Source organism: Candidatus Symbiopectobacterium sp. NZEC135 (assembly GCF_025962695.1).
In genome coordinates this window covers 1-19,864 of record NZ_JAGFPF010000070.1, presented here as the reverse complement: position 1 = coordinate 19,864, position 19,864 = coordinate 1, and the positions used below count along the sequence as shown (strand labels likewise).

Annotated in this window: 13 protein-coding genes and 1 pseudogene; 6 read left to right on the top strand and 8 right to left on the bottom strand. The window is 49.4% G+C overall.

What is annotated here, in order from left to right; all coding sequences use genetic code 11:
• The first annotated feature begins 227 nt into the window (after positions 1-227).
• From pdhR to J5224_RS21165, 6 genes are all read left to right on the top strand, one after another.
• The gene (pdhR, locus tag J5224_RS21190; RefSeq protein ID WP_196907846.1) at positions 228-992 is read left to right on the top strand and encodes a pyruvate dehydrogenase complex transcriptional repressor PdhR; all 765 of its coding nucleotides are present in this window, start codon (positions 228-230) and stop codon (positions 990-992) included.
• Between the two features lie 151 nt (positions 993-1,143).
• The gene (gene aceE, locus J5224_RS21185) at positions 1,144-3,807 is read left to right on the top strand and encodes a pyruvate dehydrogenase (acetyl-transferring), homodimeric type (RefSeq protein ID WP_264627235.1); all 2,664 of its coding nucleotides are present in this window, start codon (positions 1,144-1,146) and stop codon (positions 3,805-3,807) included.
• Positions 3,808-3,820: 13 nt separating this feature from the next.
• Positions 3,821-5,710 carry a pyruvate dehydrogenase complex dihydrolipoyllysine-residue acetyltransferase gene (gene aceF / locus J5224_RS21180; RefSeq protein ID WP_264627234.1) on the top strand — a complete coding sequence of 630 codons (1,890 nt, stop codon included), beginning with the start codon at positions 3,821-3,823 and terminating at the stop codon, positions 5,708-5,710.
• Positions 5,711-5,926: 216 nt separating this feature from the next.
• On the top strand, positions 5,927-7,351 hold the full coding sequence (gene lpdA, locus J5224_RS21175; RefSeq protein ID WP_264627237.1) for a dihydrolipoyl dehydrogenase: 1,425 nt from the start codon (positions 5,927-5,929) through the stop codon (positions 7,349-7,351).
• Positions 7,352-7,726: 375 nt separating this feature from the next.
• On the top strand, positions 7,727-8,506 hold the full coding sequence (locus J5224_RS21170; RefSeq protein WP_264627233.1) for a class I SAM-dependent methyltransferase: 780 nt from the start codon (positions 7,727-7,729) through the stop codon (positions 8,504-8,506).
• Positions 8,507-9,000: 494 nt separating this feature from the next.
• Positions 9,001-9,984, top strand: coding sequence for a Gfo/Idh/MocA family protein (locus tag J5224_RS21165; protein ID WP_264627232.1), 984 nt, complete (start codon positions 9,001-9,003; stop codon positions 9,982-9,984).
• 72 nt (positions 9,985-10,056) lie between these two features.
• Here the strand turns inward: J5224_RS21165 and J5224_RS21160 are convergent, their stop codons facing one another.
• From J5224_RS21160 to J5224_RS21135, 8 genes and pseudogenes are all read right to left on the bottom strand, one after another.
• Positions 10,057-11,088: a pentapeptide repeat-containing protein gene (locus J5224_RS21160; RefSeq protein WP_264627231.1), complete on the bottom strand. Its 1,032-nt coding sequence runs from the start codon at positions 11,086-11,088 to the stop codon at positions 10,057-10,059.
• A gap of 552 nt (positions 11,089-11,640) precedes the next feature.
• Positions 11,641-11,877 (bottom strand): hypothetical protein, encoded by a 237-nt coding sequence (locus J5224_RS21155; protein ID WP_264627230.1) that lies wholly within the window; start codon positions 11,875-11,877, stop codon positions 11,641-11,643.
• On the bottom strand, positions 11,874-12,989 hold the full coding sequence (locus J5224_RS35595; protein WP_319802465.1) for a hypothetical protein: 1,116 nt from the start codon (positions 12,987-12,989) through the stop codon (positions 11,874-11,876). Before J5224_RS35595 ends, J5224_RS21155 begins: the two co-directional genes overlap by 4 nt.
• Positions 12,990-13,073, bottom strand: a pseudogene (locus J5224_RS35590) (hypothetical protein); the annotation flags it as partial.
• A gap of 373 nt (positions 13,074-13,446) precedes the next feature.
• A complete protein-coding gene (locus tag J5224_RS21145; RefSeq protein WP_264627229.1) occupies positions 13,447-13,944 on the bottom strand; it encodes a contact-dependent growth inhibition system immunity protein in 498 nt (165 codons plus the stop codon).
• Positions 13,941-14,057 (bottom strand): hypothetical protein, encoded by a 117-nt coding sequence (locus tag J5224_RS35815; RefSeq protein WP_413544709.1) that lies wholly within the window; start codon positions 14,055-14,057, stop codon positions 13,941-13,943. Before J5224_RS35815 ends, J5224_RS21145 begins: the two co-directional genes overlap by 4 nt.
• A 171-nt stretch (positions 14,058-14,228) precedes the next feature.
• Positions 14,229-14,594: a hypothetical protein gene (locus J5224_RS21140; protein ID WP_264627228.1), complete on the bottom strand. Its 366-nt coding sequence runs from the start codon at positions 14,592-14,594 to the stop codon at positions 14,229-14,231.
• Positions 14,591-19,723: a DUF637 domain-containing protein gene (locus tag J5224_RS21135; protein WP_264627236.1), complete on the bottom strand. Its 5,133-nt coding sequence runs from the start codon at positions 19,721-19,723 to the stop codon at positions 14,591-14,593. Before J5224_RS21135 ends, J5224_RS21140 begins: the two co-directional genes overlap by 4 nt.
• Between the last annotated feature and the right edge of the window lie 141 nt (positions 19,724-19,864).

Below are 19,864 nucleotides of genomic sequence, written 5' to 3'. Positions count from 1 at the left end.
TTTTCGTTTCATAAAAGTTAAAACATTTATAGGGTTGAAGCCGCTACTTCCTAGTGAGTATAGGGTTTTGACCTAATCGGATCGTGCAATTGTTAAAATCTGGTGGAGAACATGATTTAGCGCAACGTCCGTATGGACAGAAGGTGAATACTTTGTTACTTTAGCGTCACGTTTTTGAAATTGGTATTACCAATTGACTCCGCGCACTTCGCAGAGAAACACTTACCATGGCCTATAGCAAGATCCGTCAGCCCAAACTGTCAGATGTGATTGAACAACAGCTGGAGTTTTTGATCCTCGAAGGAACCTTGCGCCCCGGCGAGAAACTCCCCCCGGAGCGCGAACTGGCGAAACAGTTTGATGTCTCCCGTCCTTCTTTGCGAGAAGCCATCCAACGTCTGGAGGCAAAAGGCCTGCTGCTGCGTCGTCAGGGTGGGGGAACCTTTGTCCAGAACAACCTGTGGCAAAGCGTGAGCGATCCGTTGTCGGAACTGCTGAGCACCCATCCTGAATCTCAATTTGATCTGCTGGAAACCCGTCATGCGCTGGAAGGTATTGCTGCCTACTACGCGGCGTTGCGTGGGACAGAAGAAGATTTCCAGCGTATCCGTGAGTGCCATACCCAGATTGAGCAGGCGCGTGCCTCGGGCGATCTGGTCGCGGAGTCAGAAGCGGTTATGCATTATCAAGTGGCTGTCACAGAAGCAACGCACAATGTGGTTTTGCTACATTTGCTACGCTGTATGGGACCGTTACTGGAACAGAACGTGCGACAGAATTTTGAATTGTTATATCTGAGCCGGGAAGTTCTGGCTCAGGTAAGCAGTCATCGCGCCGGAATTTTTGAGGCGATTGTCGCTCGCGAACCTGAAAAGGCACGCGAAGCGTCGCATCGTCATCTGGCGTTTATTGAGGAAGTACTGCTGGATCTTAACCGGGAACATAGCCGAAGAGAGCGTTCGCTACGTCGGCTCCAGCAACGCAAGGATTGAGCGCTCTAATTGGGGCGTTGAACGCGTAAATGACGAGATTGGACCTGTCTTACTGTGTTTTGAACACCGTCTGGGCTTTGACAACGGTGCCAGAGCATAGCAAGACAGGCTCCAGAAAATTAACTGATTAGAAACAGATAAGGAATACACCATGTCAGAACGTTTGAATAATGACGTGGATCCGATCGAAACTCGCGACTGGCTACAGGCGATCGAATCGGTTATCCGTGAAGAGGGTGTTGAACGTGCGCAGTACCTGATCGATCAGGTATTGTCAGAAGCGCGCAAGGGTGGCGTAAACGTAGGGGCAGGCAGTGCCGTTAGCAACTACGTAAACACCATTGCTGTGGAAGACGAACCCGCCTATCCGGGTAACCTGGACCTTGAGCGCCGCATTCGTTCCGCTATTCGTTGGAACGCCATTATGACCGTGCTGCGCGCATCCAAGAAGGATCTGGATCTTGGGGGCCACATGGCGTCCTACCAGTCTTCCGCGACGTTCTACGAAGTGTGCTTTAACCATTTCTTCCGTGCACGCAGTGCACAGGATGGCGGCGATCTGGTGTATTTCCAGGGCCATATCTCTCCGGGTATCTACGCGCGTGCCTTCCTGGAAGGGCGTCTGACTGAAGAGCAGATGAACAACTTCCGTCAGGAAGTACACGGGCAGGGGCTCTCCTCTTACCCGCACCCGAAATTGATGCCGACCTTCTGGCAGTTCCCGACTGTCTCCATGGGTCTGGGCCCGATCGGTGCCATTTATCAGGCCAAGTTCCTGAAGTATCTCGGCAACCGTGGTCTTAAAGATACCTCCAAACAAACCGTTTATGCCTTCCTGGGCGACGGTGAAATGGATGAGCCGGAATCCAAGGGTGCTATCACCATCGCAACCCGTGAGAAACTGGACAACCTGGTCTTCGTTATCAACTGTAACCTGCAACGTCTGGACGGACCGGTTACCGGTAATGGCAAGATCATCAACGAGCTGGAAGGCATCTTCGGTGGTGCTGGCTGGCAAGTGATCAAAGTCATGTGGGGCGAACGTTGGGACGAACTGCTGCGTAAAGACACCAGCGGTAAACTGGTCCAACTGATGAACGAAACCGTTGACGGCGACTATCAGACGTTCAAATCCAAAAACGGTGCCTATGTGCGTGAGCACTTCTTTGGCAAATATCCGGAAACGGCTGCGTTGGTTGCTGACTGGAGCGACGATCAGATCTGGGCTCTCAACCGCGGTGGCCACGATCCGAAGAAAGTCTTTGCTGCACTGAAAAAAGCGCAAGACACCAAAGGCAAACCGACCGTTATTCTGGCGCACACCATCAAAGGTTATGGTATGGGTGATGCGGCAGAAGGCAAAAACATCGCTCACCAGGTCAAGAAAGTTAACATGGACGGCGTGCGTTACTTCCGCGACCGCTTCAATGTGCCGGTAGCGGATGCAGACATCGAAAAACTGCCGCTCATCACTTTCGACAAAGATTCTGATGAATACAAATACCTGCATGAGCGCCGTCAGGCTCTCGGTGGTTACCTGCCGTCTCGTCAGCCGAACTTCGACGAGAAACTGGAACTGCCGACGCTGGAAGACTTCAGCTCTCTGCTGGAAGAACAAACCAAAGAAATCTCTACCACCATCGCCTTTGTGCGTGCCCTGAACGTGATGCTGAAGAACAAGTCGATCAAAGATCGTCTGGTTCCGATCATCGCTGACGAAGCGCGTACCTTCGGTATGGAAGGTCTGTTCCGCCAGATCGGTATCTACAGCCCGAACGGCCAGCAGTACACCCCGCAGGACCGTGAGCAGGTAGCGTACTACAAAGAAGACCTGAAAGGTCAGATCTTGCAGGAAGGCATCAACGAACTGGGTGCAGGCTCATCCTGGCTGGCAGCGGCAACGTCTTACAGCACCAACAACCTGCCGATGATCCCGTTCTACATCTACTACTCCATGTTCGGGTTCCAACGTATTGGCGACCTGTGCTGGGCAGCGGGTGACCAACAGGCGCGCGGCTTCCTGGTCGGCGGTACTTCTGGTCGCACCACGCTGAACGGCGAAGGTTTGCAGCACGAAGATGGTCACAGCCACATTCAGTCTCTGACTATCCCGAACTGCATTTCCTACGATCCGTCCTTCGCTTACGAAGTGGCTGTGATCATGCATGACGGTCTGGAGCGCATGTACGGTGAAGCGCAGGAAAACGTCTACTATTACATCACCACGCTGAACGAAAACTACCACATGCCAGCCATGCCGCAAGGCGCGGAAGAAGGTATCCGTAAGGGTATCTACAAACTGGAAACGGTAGCGGGCGCGAAAGGCAAGGTTCAGTTGCTGGGCTCAGGTTCTATTCTGCGTCACGTGCGTGAAGCGGCACAGATTCTGGCCAACGACTACGGCATCGGTTCCGATGTGTACAGCGTAACCTCCTTCACGGAGCTGGCGCGCGATGGTCAAGACTGTGAACGCTGGAACATGCTGCACCCCACCGACGCACCGCGCGTACCGTACATCGCTCAGGTGATGAACGATGCACCGGCTGTTGCGTCCACTGACTACATGAAACTGTTCGCCGAGCAAGTACGTACTTACGTTCCGGCCAGCGATTACCGCGTACTGGGTACTGATGGCTTCGGTCGTTCTGACAGCCGTGAAAACCTGCGTCACCACTTCGAAGTGGACGCTTCCTACGTAGTAGTTGCCGCACTGGGCGAATTGGCTAAACGCGGTGAAGTTGAAGCTTCTGTGGTGGCTGAAGCCATCAAGAAATTCAACATCGATCCTGAAAAAGTTAACCCGCGCTTAGCATAAGAGGGAAAGAGTAATGACTATCGAAATCAACGTACCGGATATCGGTGCAGATGAAGTTGAAGTCACCGAAGTGATGGTGAAGGTGGGCGACAAAGTAGAAGCAGAACAGTCGCTGATCACCGTGGAAGGCGATAAGGCCTCCATGGAAGTGCCTTCTCCTCAGGCTGGCGTGGTGAAAGAGATCAAAGTGGCTGTCGGCGATAAAGTGGCGACGGGCAAACTGATCATGGTCTTCGAAGCTGAAGGTGCGGCTGCTGCTGCACCCGCTCCGGCGGAAACCAAAGCCGCTGCGCCTGCCCCTGCGGCAGCAGCCAGCGCGGCGAAAGAAGTGGCCGTGCCGGATATCGGCGGCGACGAAGTTGAAGTTACCGAAATCATGGTGAAAGTGGGCGACAGCGTGAGCGCTGAGCAGTCACTGATCACAGTGGAAGGTGACAAGGCTTCCATGGAAGTGCCGGCACCGTTCGCGGGCGTGGTGAAAGAGATCAAAATCAACACCGGCGACAAAGTGAAAACTGGCTCGCTGATCATGGTGTTTGAAGTCGCAGGCGCTGCTGGCGCGGCGGCTCCGGCCCAGCAAGCGGCTCCGGTGGCTGCTCCTGCCGCTGCGGCGTCGGGTCCGAAAGACGTTAACGTACCGGATATCGGTGGCGACGAAGTTGAAGTCACTGAAGTGATGGTGAAAGTCGGCGACAAAATTGCCGCTGAACAATCTCTGATCACCGTAGAAGGCGACAAGGCTTCTATGGAAGTTCCGGCACCGTTCGCGGGCACCGTGAAAGAGATCAAAGTTAGCACTGGCGATAAAGTGAAAACCGGCTCGCTGATCATGGTGTTTGAAGTAGAAGGCGCGGCACCTGCTGCTCCGGCCGCTAAACAAGAAGCCGCTCCGGCAGCGCAACCGGCGAAAGCCGATGCACCGGCACCGGCTGCTGCCAAGGCAGACACCAAAGGCGAATTCGCTGAAAACGATGCTTACGTTCACGCTACGCCTGTCATCCGCCGTCTGGCGCGTGAGTTCGGCGTAAACCTGGCGAAAGTGAAGGGCAGCGGCCGTAAAGGCCGTATCCTGCGCGAAGACATCCAGGCTTACGTGAAAGACGCGGTGAAACGCGCTGAATCCGCACCTGCTGCGGGCGCTGCGACCGGTGGTTCTCTGCCGGGTCTGTTGCCGTGGCCGAAAATCGACTTCAGCAAGTTCGGTGAAGTAGAAGAAGTTGAACTGGGCCGCATCCAGAAGATCTCTGGTGCCAACCTGAGCCGTAACTGGGTGGTTATCCCGCACGTTACGCACTTCGACAAAACCGATATCACCGATCTGGAAGCGTTCCGTAAACAGCAGAACGTGGAAGCAGAAAAACGTAAACTGGACGTGAAGATCACCCCTGTGGTGTTCATCATGAAAGCCGTTGCGACTGCGCTTGAGCAGATGCCGCGTTTCAACAGTTCGCTGTCTGAAGATGCTCAACGTCTGACGCTGAAGAAATACATCAACATCGGTGTTGCCGTTGATACGCCGAATGGTCTGGTGGTTCCGGTGTTTAAAGACGTGAACAAGAAAGGCATCATCGAGCTGTCTCGCGAGCTGATGGCTATCTCCAAGAAAGCCCGTGATGGCAAGCTGACTGCGGGCGAAATGCAGGGTGGTTGCTTCACCATCTCCAGCATTGGTGGCCTCGGCACCACGCACTTCGCGCCGATCGTCAACGCGCCGGAAGTGGCTATCCTGGGTGTGTCCAAGTCTGCGATGGAACCGGTCTGGAATGGTAAAGAGTTTACGCCGCGTCTGATGATGCCGATCTCTCTGTCCTTCGACCACCGTGTCATTGACGGTGCTGATGGTGCTCGCTTTATCACCATCATCAACAACACCTTGTCTGACATCCGCCGCTTGGTGATGTAATCGAAAAAGCCGGCCTTACGGTCGGCTTTTTTCTGATAAGCTGTTATTTGCTACAGCTGTCAGTGATTAAGGACACATCGTGAGTCGCTTGTTGTTTCAAAATTGTTAACGATTTTGTAAACTACAGCGGCAAAAGACACGTCCCGGTGGAAGAGGGCGTTAAGACTCAATAATAATGACGTCACAGACCCGCCGGAAATCAATTAAGAGGTCATGATGAGTACAGAAATTAAAGCTCAGGTAGTGGTACTGGGTGCTGGCCCTGCGGGTTACTCTGCGGCGTTCCGCTGCGCGGACCTGGGGCTGGAAACCGTACTGGTAGAGCGCTACTCCACGCTGGGTGGTGTATGTCTGAACGTGGGCTGTATCCCTTCTAAAGCGTTGCTGCACGTAGCAAAAGTTATCGAAGAAGCGAAAGCGCTGGCGGAGCACGGTATCGTGTTTGGCGAACCGCAAACCGACATCGACAAGATCCGTCTGTGGAAAGAGAAAGTTATCACCCAGTTGACGGGCGGTTTGGCCGGTATGGCGAAAGGCCGTAAAGTGAAAGTGGTCAACGGCTTGGGCAAATTTACCGGTGCGAATACGCTGGAAGTTGACGGTGCTGAAGGTAAAACCGTGATCAACTTTGATAACGCGATTATTGCTGCAGGTTCTCGTCCGATTCAGCTGCCGTTTATTCCTCATGATGACCCGCGCGTGTGGGATTCCACCGATGCGCTGGAACTGAAAAGCGTTCCAGGACGTCTGCTGGTCATGGGGGGCGGTATTATCGGCCTGGAAATGGGCACCGTGTACCATGCGCTGGGTTCTCAGATCGACGTGGTTGAAATGTTCGATCAGGTGATCCCGGCTGCGGATAAAGACATCGTTAAAGTCTTCACCAAACGCATCAGCAAAAAATTCAACCTGATGCTGGAAACCAAGGTGACGGCGGTAGAAGCCAAAGAAGACGGTATCTACGTTTCGATGGAAGGCAAGAAAGCACCTGCCGAACCGCAGCGTTACGATGCGGTGCTGGTGGCTATCGGCCGCGTGCCGAACGGTAAAAACCTCGACGCCGGTAAAGCGGGTGTGGAAGTTGACGAACGCGGCTTTATCCACGTTGACAAACAATTGCGCACCAACGTGCCGCATATCTACGCTATCGGCGATATCGTCGGTCAGCCGATGCTGGCGCACAAAGGCGTGCATGAAGGTCACGTGGCCGCTGAAGTTATCGCGGGCAAAAAACACTACTTCGATCCGAAAGTGATCCCGTCCATTGCCTACACCGAACCGGAAGTGGCATGGGTTGGCCTGACAGAGAAAGAAGCGAAAGAGAAAGGCATCAGCTATGAAACCGCCACCTTCCCGTGGGCGGCATCGGGCCGTGCTATCGCTTCTGACTGTGCAGATGGCATGACCAAACTGATTTTCGACAAAGAAACTCACCGTGTTATCGGTGGTGCGATTGTCGGCACCAACGGCGGTGAACTGCTGGGTGAAATCGGTCTGGCGATCGAAATGGGCTGTGATGCGGAAGATATCGCACTGACCATTCACGCTCACCCGACGCTGCACGAATCTGTTGGCCTGGCGGCTGAAGTGTTCGAAGGCAGCATCACCGACCTGCCGAACCCGAAAGCGAAGAAAAAATAAGTTTTCAGGTTCACAGGCATGAAATCCGGCGCTCAGACGCCGGATTTTTTTTGTCCGTTTTTACGATCGACAACGATAGACAAAAGCTAGTCTGCTAATCAATCTTTCCTCTAATTTCTCATGTCTTTCTTACGTTTGTTACTTCGTCATCAACCAAGTAATCTACGGACATAGAAGGTCCTATTCGCCACAGCTATTTTTTAGAAAAAAACTTGCTAATTTTTTTTCTAAAACTATACATAGAGAGTATCGTTGCAATTTTGGTGTTACTTTTCTTTATTGACTAAATACCCATACACACACTGTCTTCATAGCGCTATGCCAATGCTTTGGTGATAGGGTTAATAGATTAATATCTATGAAGGAAATATTGCCATGAAGAATAAAAACAAAATAATACCAAACCCTGATTTACCATTAGCAACACAACATTTCGATGTAACAACATTTGATGAATATGCTGAGCTTTATGAGAATTTATTCTTGCTACCCTATCGCAGTAAACTCGAACTTCCCACGTTGGAGGTATTACTGGGCGATCTCACTGGATTGACCATTCTGGATTTTGGCTGTGGTTCCGGTATTATTACTCGCTGGCTTCATGATAAAGGAGCCGAAAAAGTTTTTGGGTATGATATTTCAGAGGGCATGTTACACTTTGCGAAAAAAAAAGAAGAAGAATCTGGTAAAGGAATAACGTATCTTTCAGCAATAGATGAAAGTCACTATAATAAATTTGATATTGTATTGGCCATCTATGTTATACCCTATCTCCCGGATAGAGAGTCGCTTCTTGAACTCGCTAAGACGATGACCAATCTACTTAAAGCCGGTGGCCGCTTGATAACCTTACCTATACATCCAAATTTTAATCCGAATCCTGAATATTATCGAAAATATGGATTTCGCCTTACAGAAAAAGTGCCACGTTCAGATGGCAGTCCTATTGACCTACATCTTTGCTTCCCTCCTTATAACGTTAATATTGAGGCTCGTTATTGGTCCGAGGAAACGTTAAATAATATTTTATGCCAAGCCGGCCTTAATACTATTCGCTGGCAAAAACTTTTGCCGCCTGATCCCCAAAATAATGAACTTGATGACTATCTTAATGTCCCTCACGCGGCCATTATCGAAGCGATAAAAAATCACTAGCTATTTGAGGAAACGTGTTGGTCTGATATGTAATCCTGAATTTGCGAACCTTAACTTGCACTTCAGAGTCCCAAATGCCTGAACAGTTTGGGTTTGTCAGAAAACGTAGATTGACTTAGCCAGTAGCAATTCTCTACCCTATTTTGGGGATTCACCGCGGTAGCACTCAATACGGGGAAAATCGTTCTGTTCTACAGAATAATAAGAGGATACCGTGGCGTAGCCAGCGTTGGGAACTTCACTGCATCAACGATGACCCCTGCTGGGGCAAGATGCGTTGTAGCAATGGCAATGTTCAGAGATTCTCTGGGGGAAGGGCTTGCTGGCAGATTGATGAAGGAACTGATTCATGCATTTTTTTAGAGAGGGTAAAAGCTAGCCTGCTAACACTTTTTACTTTTCAAGCTACACATCTAAAATCAAAATGGTATTTTAAAAAACGGTATTTAAAAACCAGTATTTTAAAAACATAGCGGATTGATTAAGGAAAAGAGATGGCAGCCATCAAATGGGCAATCATGGGCACCGGCACCATTGCCAAGAGCTTTGCACAAGGGTTGAGCCAACTCGCAGGTGCAGAGCTGTATGCCGTAGGCTCTCGTTCTCTGCAAAGTGCGGAGCTGTTTGGCGAGCGCTACCCCGCACAGAAATACTATGGCAGCTATGAGGCGTTGGTCCGCGACCCTAATGTTGACGTGGTATATATCGCCACGCCCAACAGCGCCCATAAAGACAATATCTTGTTATGCCTGAACCACGGTAAGTCAGTGCTATGCGAAAAACCGTTTACCCTGAATCGCCATGAAACCGCCGAAGTTATCCGTGTCGCGCGCGAGAAAAACCTTTTTCTGATGGAAGGCATGTGGACGCGTTTTTTCCCGGTCTATCGACAAGTCCGTGAATGGCTTGATGCTGAGGCTATCGGTCCGGTGCGTATGGTCAGCGCCGATTTCGGCTTTCGCCGTGAAGGACCCGCGGAAGATCGCAAAGTGGGCTTGCATCGCGGCGGTGGCGCATTAATGGATGTCGGGGTTTACCCCATCTCCTTTGCCTCCTGGGTCTTCCGGCAGGCGCCATCCACGATAACCGGCGTTGCCAGCCTGTACGAAACCGGTGTGGACGACCTTTCTGCGATGACGCTGCTCTATCCCGATGGGCAAGTAGCCGTGTTGTCCTGCTCGATTAACACCCCGACGCAAAAAGAAGCGCGAATTATCGGTAATAAAGGCACCATTATTATTCCCGAATTCTCCAAAGCGACCTCCGCCACGCTGGCAGTTATTGGCGAAGCACCCGTCACCGTAACCCTCCCGCTTGAAGGCAATGGCTATAACTATCAGGCCGCCGCTGTCATGCAGTGCCTGCGTGCAGGCAAAACAGAATGTGAACTGATGCCGCTGGATGAAAGCCTGGCGATTATGGCGCAGATGGATGAGCTGCGGCGGCAGTGGGGGATTGTGTTTCCGGGGGAAGAATAACCTTAACAAGGTCGTGTATGTCTGTTTGTCACGACCTTGCCCTCTTGGGGCCGAAACTTTTCACCTCACGGCTTAATTCCGAGTGATTGTAAACTCGGGCATTTGCTTTTTTTTCTCAAGCAACGTGCCCGTCAATACCGTTTCTTTCAACACCGCATGCGACAGCGTACTGTGAGTCAGGCTGGCATATCTCAGGTCTGATCGGGACAGTGTCGCTCTTGTGAGATTTGTATAGCGTAAATTGGCGTTGGTGAGTTTAGCATCGACGATACTTGCTCTGCTCAGATTGGCGTGAGAAAAATTGGCACGCTCTAAATCAGCCCTATTCAGGACGATATTGTGTGCTTCGGCATGTGAGAAATTGGTATCAGAGCCCGTTACCGCCACTAACTTAGCATCATTAAGATTTGCTTTTGTGAAATCGGTTGCACCGAGCCTTGCCTTATACATATCCGTTTTGGATAAGTTCGCTTGGGAAAAAGAAGCGCCAGCCAAGTTGGCGTTAGATAAGTTTGCCTTGTACAAATTTGTACCGATCAACAGTGAACCTGTGAGATCTGCTCCGGATAAATCGGCTTTTGCCAGTTCTGCACCGCTCAGATCCATATGAGAGAGATCCTTGTCAGCGAATGAAGCCTTGGCTAACTTGATATTACGTAAATCGATTTTTCCTTCATTGGTCAATGGGGATGAGGGCAGCGGTAGGTGATGTTCCGCTCGAAATAGTAGAGACTTGCATACGTTTTGATAAATGGACGATTCAATTTCCCCTTCTGCTTTTTTACCATTCTTCTCAACCTTGACCGAGATATTAGCGTCTTTGTTATTTTTCCCTGGCTGCGTGAAGGTGATGGTGTAACCAGAATGGTTGACGGTCATTATTTCTGGTGTTTCCCCCTGGCCGTGATGAGAGACAAGCGTGTTGGTGAATGCCTGAATAAAGGCGTCGTGCTTTCTTTCATTCGTGCTGCGTATACCGCCAAAACTAAAAAAATTCATAATGTATTCTAATAGGGTACGAGGTGTGGTTGCACTGTCTTTGGCCGAATTAGTACCAATGCCAGTAACGCTGAATACTGTGTTTGACATGCTTTCGATACTCATTTTTTCATTCCTCAACTAATTGAAAAAATTAATAATGACAAAATATTTTTTTAATTACATCAGGTGAAAAGGTGGGATGGTTATCCTGTTGGTTTCGTTGTTAGTGTGCCACCACTGCCCCTAGGTATTCCCTCTGGCAATTTTGACTGTAACGGCGGCCCTTACAGTATGGTTCACTGTTTGCTGCCCGGTATGCCAAGGATATGACCGTTATTGCCATTCAGAAATGAGCCTTCCGCGTGGAGCTAGCTGCCTACGCTGCTTAACAGAGTGACTCGAAGATTGTCAGCAAAACTGCCGCTCTGAATGGCGGTTCCCAGCGCAGAAGAGGTAAGATTATAGCTACTAGTCTGCCAGACTCATGGCGTTCTTGCGTGCAGTTCAGGCTGTGAGTTGATGTTGCTGAATGAGATCCTGAAGATTGTGGCGCAGATGGATGGACTAAGGTTGCAGTGAAAGGGAGGGAAACACGGTTGATAGAGGTGTGGCTCTTTCGTGGTATCCACGTTAATTAGAATCCCGGTGTGAGAACCGGGATTCTGCTAATACTAATTATCCAATAAGATCATTCTTTGTTTGCATTAATATCTTTAAAAAATCGTCAACTGGGAACTTCATCTCCACTGTTTCTGGTAATATTCTACTATCTGAGAAAAATTCTATTTCAATAGCATCATTCCCCTTGTCTTTGTTCAGTTGACAAAGGATTTGTCCCTTATAGGATATTTCTGCTGTCAGTTCCTCGTAGCGAGAATCACTGAAGAAATCCACTTCAAATTTGTTATTCATTTATCCTTCCTTCTCGGATCTAAAACCCCAGAAAATGAACCGTCGGAGTTATAGCGAATGCCTTTCCCGTTTGGTAAACGATATTCAACTCCGCCACGAGATAATTCAGTTCTATTTGTACCAGGGTTACTCAAAACATCGTGCACGAATTTATTGGCAATTTCATTTTTTTGAGTCACATTTCCCTTTAAAGGTTCAAATTTTCCACCTTCTCTGCCAGCATGCTTTTCCCAGGCTCTTGCAACAGCAGACATGCCTTGCTCATTTATGGCTTTATTCGCTGAAAAAATTAAAGCGTCCTTATCACTAAGATCAACTTTTCCAACTTTAGCTATACCACCAACATCTAGCGGATTATCTTTTGGATTTAGTGCACTACCATCAACCGCTGCCTGCGTCACCTTCCCAGGTGAAGGATTGTGGCCACCAATCCTGGCTTTGCCCTTGCCAACAATCCCGCCAGCAGCAGCCATGGCTACCCCAAGGCCTTCTATAACATTTTTGGGGAGTTTTGTCATCGTGGCGAAATTTTCTACCCACTGATTACGGGCAAACGTCTCGCTGTCGGATAACTTATCTCCCGCACTATAGGTGAAGAGTTGTAACGATTCATATCCGGCGAAAGCGGGGTAATTCCCTACCCGGTGGCGCTCTTTTTGTATCCAGTAATTATCCAGTTGCGCGTCTTCTTCCCGGGTTGTGGGGTGTTTTGCCATCAGGGCTTCATAGTGTTTGCGTTCATCCGAGTTTAACGACTCCTGACTGGTGCAATGCACTTTCCGGCAGGACGCGGCTATCAACCGGGCTTCTTTCTCTTTATTCCCTTTTGCTAGCTCAGCAATCGCTGTTAGCTCATCCTGATGCAGCTGCCGGTTGAAGCGTTCGACAATTTCACCGGCATTGGCTCCGCTATACACACCTGAAGCCTTGCCTGTGGCAATGGCACCGGCTAATGCACCAGATAGTCGGCTGATTTGTGCCTGTTGCTCTTGCCAGTTTCCCGTCTGAGCAAGGTTGTCATTGATGAGCACTCCCGCCAGTTCCGCTGCCATCGCGCCCGCCGCCGCCCCTTTGGCATCACCTCCGCCAATCTCGGCAGCGACGGCGGCCATTACCGCATGGCTCACCGCTTTGCTGCCCGGGATGCCAAGGATCTGGCCGTTATCCCCGATCAGGGATGCGCCTTCCGCGTGCAGTTGACCACCGATATTGCTTAACAGAGCGGCTCGAAAATTGTCAGCAACCCCCCTGAATGGCGGTGCCCAACGCAGAAGAGCTACTAGCCCACAGACTCGTGGCGTGCTTACGCGCAGTTAAAACAGGCTGTGAGTTGATGTTGCTGGATGAGACCCTGAAGATTATGGCGCAGATGGATGAACTGCGGCGGCAGTGGGGGATTGTGTTTCCGGGGGAAGCTGGGTAATTACACAGTTTAAATTACAGTCTCCGGACCGGCTGGCTCTTTTAACGTGACACAGAATTACGGACAGGCTCAGGTACGAGCAACATGGCGGGTATATGTGGCTAAAAAAAACCACATATACCGTTGATACTCAGAATAACCTGTTGTTACATCTTGTTTTTACAGCGTGAAAAGGCCAGGCGCAATGCGGCACCTATTTCCTCATGGGTGCTATTATCAGGAATGATAACGTAATCGGATTCAGCAATGCCTTTTCCTGACCAGCCTTCGAGTCTGTCATGTACGGAGGGCTCTATTGTGATCATGCCATTGAGTTGGCGCACTCCGCAACTTAACATATTTTTAAACAGTGCCCTCTTTGTTTTGTAACTATAAGTATTCATCATCTCACCCAGCCATTGGTTTAACAAAATATTTGCATTATCAAGATCAAAGAAATCATGATCATCAGGGTCGACAACTCTACTGGCGGATAATGCAGTCAGTAGGGTAATTCCGAGCAATTCATTGCTACACTCTGGCGTAAGTAGATGGTTTTGGGTTTCGGGGTCATCTCGTAATAATCCATAACCTGAATATGTTTCAATGCAATAGAAATCGTTATTAAATAGCGCACCTGCATTAAGTCCTTGTTCTTGACTCATTCTTTCACCACCGTAATTTTAACTTTCACATTTTTCTCAGAGCCATAGGCTATCGCTTTATTGATTTGTTCCCATTGCGGAGTGGTTGTGGCTTTGGGGAACGCGATGACCACTTTTTATTTGGTAATCTTATTTTAAGATTTTTTTCTAATTCATTGAATAAATTCAATATTCCAAGTGCTCTGACTGAGGGAAATGTATTATCTTTTGATTTCATATAAGTGTTAAATTGTTATGGGGTTGGTGTAAGAATCCCGACTTGATAGCCGGGATTCTTATCATTATTACTTAATTGGATAGTTGTAATGCTCTGGCAGTTTATAATTCTCTGGGAAGGATATGTCTGTAGGGAGTTTGAATAAACGGTCAATATCGTCAACGGTTTGACGAAAAACACCGGACACTCCCAACATAAAACATCTTATATGTAACAAAGCAGCTCGCATAGCTAATACATCATTATTTTTTTTTGCCTCAATGAATAGATCAATAGCAAGATTGATATTGTTAATATCTTTCTGAATGCTTTCAACTAACGAGTAATCCTCAGCGAGATAAAGTTCTTGGTCTCGCAGGTCAACACCCGCTGCCGCCCTCAAAAAGCTTAGATACTCACAGCTAAATTTATCCAGAGAGTCAATATTTATCATTTTGGTAACCTCCGCCCTTCTTTGGTTGCGGATTCTGTTTTTTTCGCATTATATGACCCATCCAGATTAAGCACAGCCCTTACTTCTTTTCCTGTTATATCAAAAACTTCAATGTGGTTTCTATGTCTGGCATCTAGATAAAATTGGTCGCCTTTTTTAATGAAATCACCAATTGAATTTTCTGCTTTGTAAACACTCTGTCCTTGAAATTTCTTACTGGTCTTACTGGATAATTCTTTAACTTGACTACCAAAACCCGGCTGCTTAAAGAACTCACCCATATTACCAACAGCGCCTGCATTAGGTATATAGGGAACGTTCTTACCCGGCGCACTACCATCAACCGCTGCCTGCGTCACCTTCCCAGGTGAAGGATTGTGGCCACCAATACTGGCTTTGCCCTTGCCAACAATCCCGCCAGCAGCAGCCATGGCTACCCCAAGGCCTTCTATAACATTTTTGGGGAGTTTTGTCATCGTGGCGAAATTTTCTACCCACTGATTACGGGCAAAGGTCTCGCTGTCGGATAACTTATCTCCCGCACTATAGGTGAAGAGTTGTAACGATTCATATCCGGCGAAAGCAGGGTAATTCCCTACCCGGTGGCGCTCTTTTTGTATCCAGTAATTATCCAGCTGTGCGTCTTCTTCCCGGGTTGTGGGGTGTTTTGCCATCAGTGCTTCATAGTGTTTGCGCTCATCCGAGTTCAACGACTCCTGACTGGTGCAATGCACTTTCCGGCAGGACGCGGCCATCAACCGGGCTTCTTTCTCTTTATTCCCTTTTGCTAGCTCAGCAATCGCTGTTAGCTCATCCTGATGCAGCTGCCGGTTGAAGCGTTCGACAATTTCACCGGCATTGGCTCCGCTATAAACACCTGAAGCCTTGCCTGTGGCAATGGCACCGGCTAATGCACCAGATAGTCGGCTGATTTGTGCCTGTTGCTCTTGCCAGCTTCCCGTCTGGGCAAGGTTGTCATTGATGAGCACTCCCGCCAGTTCCGCTGCCATCGCGCCCGCCGCCGCCCCTTTGGCATCACCTCCGCCAATCTCGGCAGCGATGGCGGCCATTACCGCATGACTCACCGCTTTGCTGCCCGGGATGCCAAGGATCTGGCCGTTATTGCCAATCAGAAATGCGCCTTCCGCATGGAGCTGGCTGGCTACGTTGCTTAGCAGCGCGGTCCGAAGATTGTCAGCAAAACTCCCCCCCTGAATGGCGGTGCCCAGTGCAGAGCTGACGACGGAGTGTGCCGCAACGCGTTGGGCAACGGTGTTCCAGGTGGCGTTGTTGGTGACAAGTAGCTTACTGGTGGCGGGTGTGGCACCCCCTTTCGCGGCCGCGGTCCAGCCCATGGCTTTGTCGAGTCCGCCCAGGGCACCGCCGATAATCATGCTGGTAGCAAGGGATTTTACCGAGTCACTGCTAGCCAGTGTTTTAAAGGTTTTGGAAAGGTCTCCTTTGTTCTGCGCCAGCGCGACGGCGGCCTGTGAAGCGATGGTCGCCAGACCCGCTTGTGCGGCGGCACCGGCGGTAGCGGATGCCATCGCTGCGGTAGATGCAGAGGCACCCGCACTGGCTGCTGCACTGCCTGCGCTGCTGGCCGCCATACCCCCTACTGTCGTGGCTAACGTGGAACCATACGTCACCACCGCCGCGGCAACGGCAATGATGGCTCCGACGACAGGATTGAGATGAGAAGTTTTGTGATTCCAATCTGTGTAACTGTCTTTGACCCGATTCCAGTTAACATTCTCTTTGCTTTTAAGCGGCTTTAACCATTCGTAGCCCGGTGAGTTGCCCAGAATATCGATGGCCTGCTCAAGGGATTGGCCCGTTTTGGCTTTTATATCGGCATTAACGCCTTTTGCCGCATTGACCGTGAGCTTACCCCCGGTATAGATGCTGGGCAGTACCCATTTCCCTTCAATAAAGCCCTTATCCTGATGGGTGATATAGACGCCTGTAGTTTTGGTGATGGTTTGCTCAAAGCGGGTATCTTTCACCGCTTTGTAATTGATTTTCCCTTTCTGGCTGGTCAGTTTGGCATTCTTGGCGGTATTGATTTTGGCGGCTTCCAGCGTGATATCATCGCGCGCCATCAGGGTAATATCGCTTCCGGCAGTGAATTCGGTGACTTTATTGGCTGCATGGGCTCTGTGTTTAGTGATTGTTTTTTTGCCTATTGGACACCAACCACCAATGCCAAAACGCCCCCTACACCTTTTCTTCTGCTCTTCCCATCGATAAAACTCCTCCATGGCCTGTGCGTAGAGGACCCCGCCTTTTGCCGCGATATTCATCGCACCTTTGGCAGATAATTTGGTCGCCTGAAATAAGATGCTGCCATTGGATATTACGGTAAGATTGGCACCGCTGTTTAATTCGGTGCTTTGTTGGGTGTAGTTTTCTGTACTGCCATTGATGTGGACATTACGGACGGATTCAAAACGCATATTGCCATTGCTGGACAATGTAATATCACCAGCAGAGTGCAATTTACTGCCGTGTACGGTAAGCGCCCCGTTTGCCGCCAGGGTTAACCCTTTGCCACCTTGAATATCCGCTCCCCAATGGCGATCGTCTTTAGGGTTTTGTGTAGGGTTAGGGATAGCAGAGTAAGGAATCGCCCCTATCGCAAGATTTCTGCCGGCGAATGCCGTTGTCTGGTTGGCTGCATTGGCGGTGACACCTTGCAGATTGATATCCCGTGCTGCGTTGAGGGAAATATTGTCTTTTGCCGTTAACTGCGAGCGCATTTCCGGGCGACGTTGGAATTTAAATACATCATCATCGTTGTTATTGATAGCGCGCGGAGCAAGATTGATGTCCTGGCCTGCGCCTAAGGTGATGGATTTATCGCTGGTTAACGTCATCCCTTGTAGTAGTATATTTCTTCCCGCTGAAAGGGTGATATCGCCGCTGCTCTCCCATAGACCTGCCTGTTTTATCAGTGCGTCATCAATGGGTAATTTGGTGCCCAGTAATGGATATGTCAGCGTACTCTCGTTGCGGCTAACTTGAATATCATTGCCCGCCGTGAAGGTGATCTGTTTAGGTTTTTCTAATGAGACATTTTCAAAATAAATTGTTTTTCCTGCAAAAATATCCAGATTATCCTGTGCGGAAAGGTATGATATTTTCTGTTTTTTATCCGGGCCATAATCTCTTGGCTCAATGGGATTGAAGCGTACATCACCGGTTCGTGACAGTAAGTTGATTCTTTTACCTTTTAGATGACTTTGTGTGGTGGTGATATTATTAATGGCTGTTATTGCAAATTCATTTCCCGCCTGAAGTATTGCGCTGTCAACGCTTATGGTGTTGTCGACGATAGCCGTGAGATTTTGACTCGCTTTAAAGCCACTGTTAAGGGTGACATCCTTACTTTTTATCAAAATATTTTTTGCGGTGGCGATGTCAATTTCGTTTTTTAATGCTCTGTTGGGGTAACCATACTCCTTAATTTTAGCGTGAGTTCGATTTCCAAAGGCAATGCTATCTTTAAAATCAAGAACTAGTCCTCCCCCTGCCTGTAGTTTTCCTGAGTAGGTTTCATCATTTACCCATATTTTTTCTGTAATTTTCTTATTAGAAGGCAGTAGTAGGTTTGTTGCGATTTCGAAACCGGTTATTAACCTTGAGCTCTGGAAGTTATTTCCGGTGAGAATGAGGTTTTCTTTGGCTGTAATATCACTTTGGTTATTATTGAATGATTCCGCCCTAAGGTAAGCATGCCGTCCACTGGTGATAACCGATTTGGGTGTTTGTGATTTTAGTGTGAATTTTTTAATTGTGGTGTTATTTGGGTTAAATGTTATGGAGGAGCGTACTTCATGGTTTATGAAAGATCCTGGTGAATTATCAAATAATGGAGGTATTCCTCTCGGTATTTTAATTATTTTTTTGTATATAGGAAGGTTTTCATTACTCGCTTTGGCAAGTAACGCATTTTTACTTTCACCAGAAATATTTTCGGCAGTAATCTCAAACCTCTCCCGCCGATTCTCCAGCTTCTTAGTCCGAATAATTACATCACCCTTATTGGTCTTAATGGTGCCTGAAATATTATCCACCAACGTGCTCAGTGCGCCGGAGGCGTCTTTTTGTATCCACAGATTGTCATTGGCCTGAATGAGCGCGTCACCCCCCTGATTGATCACGGTTTCCGCAAACAGGCGCATATCCTTGCCTGCCACAATTTTGCCGGTGTTTTTCAGTGTGTGGGTGGCAAGCGTGATGTCGCGGCCAGCCTTGATGCTGCTTTTATTGACTTCAATGGCGTTGCTGCTGATATTGAGGTCGGTTTTGGCATTGATGTCGCCAAGCGACACTTTGCCATCCACCGTCAGGGTAAGGGCGTTTTGTGCAGTAACGATGTTGGCCAGATTAACCCCCACGCCGCTTTCACTGGCGACCAGCCGGATTTTGTTGGCATACATGCCGCCCAGCGCTTTGGTGTCTACTGCCAACGTCGGACGGGTGCCTTGCCCGGCAAGGTTTTTGACTGAGCCATCACGGTAGCTGATGCGGTTAGCCCCCTGTGTTAGTGCCAGATTCTGTGCGGTTATCTTGCCGTTCAGTTCCGTGGCGCGGCTGATAATGTCAACGTACTCCTGCGCCTTCACGTCCATTCCTTTGCCGCCGATGATGACGCTGCCTTTTTGCACCTCGAGCGCATCCAGTGCGCCCTGTTTGTCAAACTGCGGTTTGCCGGTGGTTAGCGTGATGTTGGGGGTATTGATAAACCCGCAGCCGTCACAGGTGATGCCGTTGGGGTTGGCAATCATCAGGTGGGCTTTATTGCCAAACACTTCCAGTTGGCCCATCAGCTCAGAACGGCTGCCCCCCGTGACTTCATTGATAATCAGTTCTGCCACCTTGCCCTTGAGGTTGGTATTGGCATTAAGCTTGCCAGCTAACTGAGAGACGCCTGCTGCGGTAGCGTTATTCAGCACGGCACCGGGCGCATTGACGTTGAAATCCCGATAAACGTTGTGTGATATCCCGGCGGCGTTGGGGGTTGCAATATTCACCACCGGCACATTGCCCGCCTGCACCTGGGTGTTGCCATTGGCGGGCGAGATACCCGCCGCGAAGGCGGGGTGTAGCGGATATACCGCCGTCATATAAATCAGCAGATAGCTGATACCGCGGCTGGTTGGGGGGGAAAGCGTCTTCATCGGGTTATCTCCTTTCAGTGTTGTCCATGTTGTGTCGGGTTGACGTAACCTGTTGAAACTAGAAAGCGAGTGTGGTTTGCCAGTAAA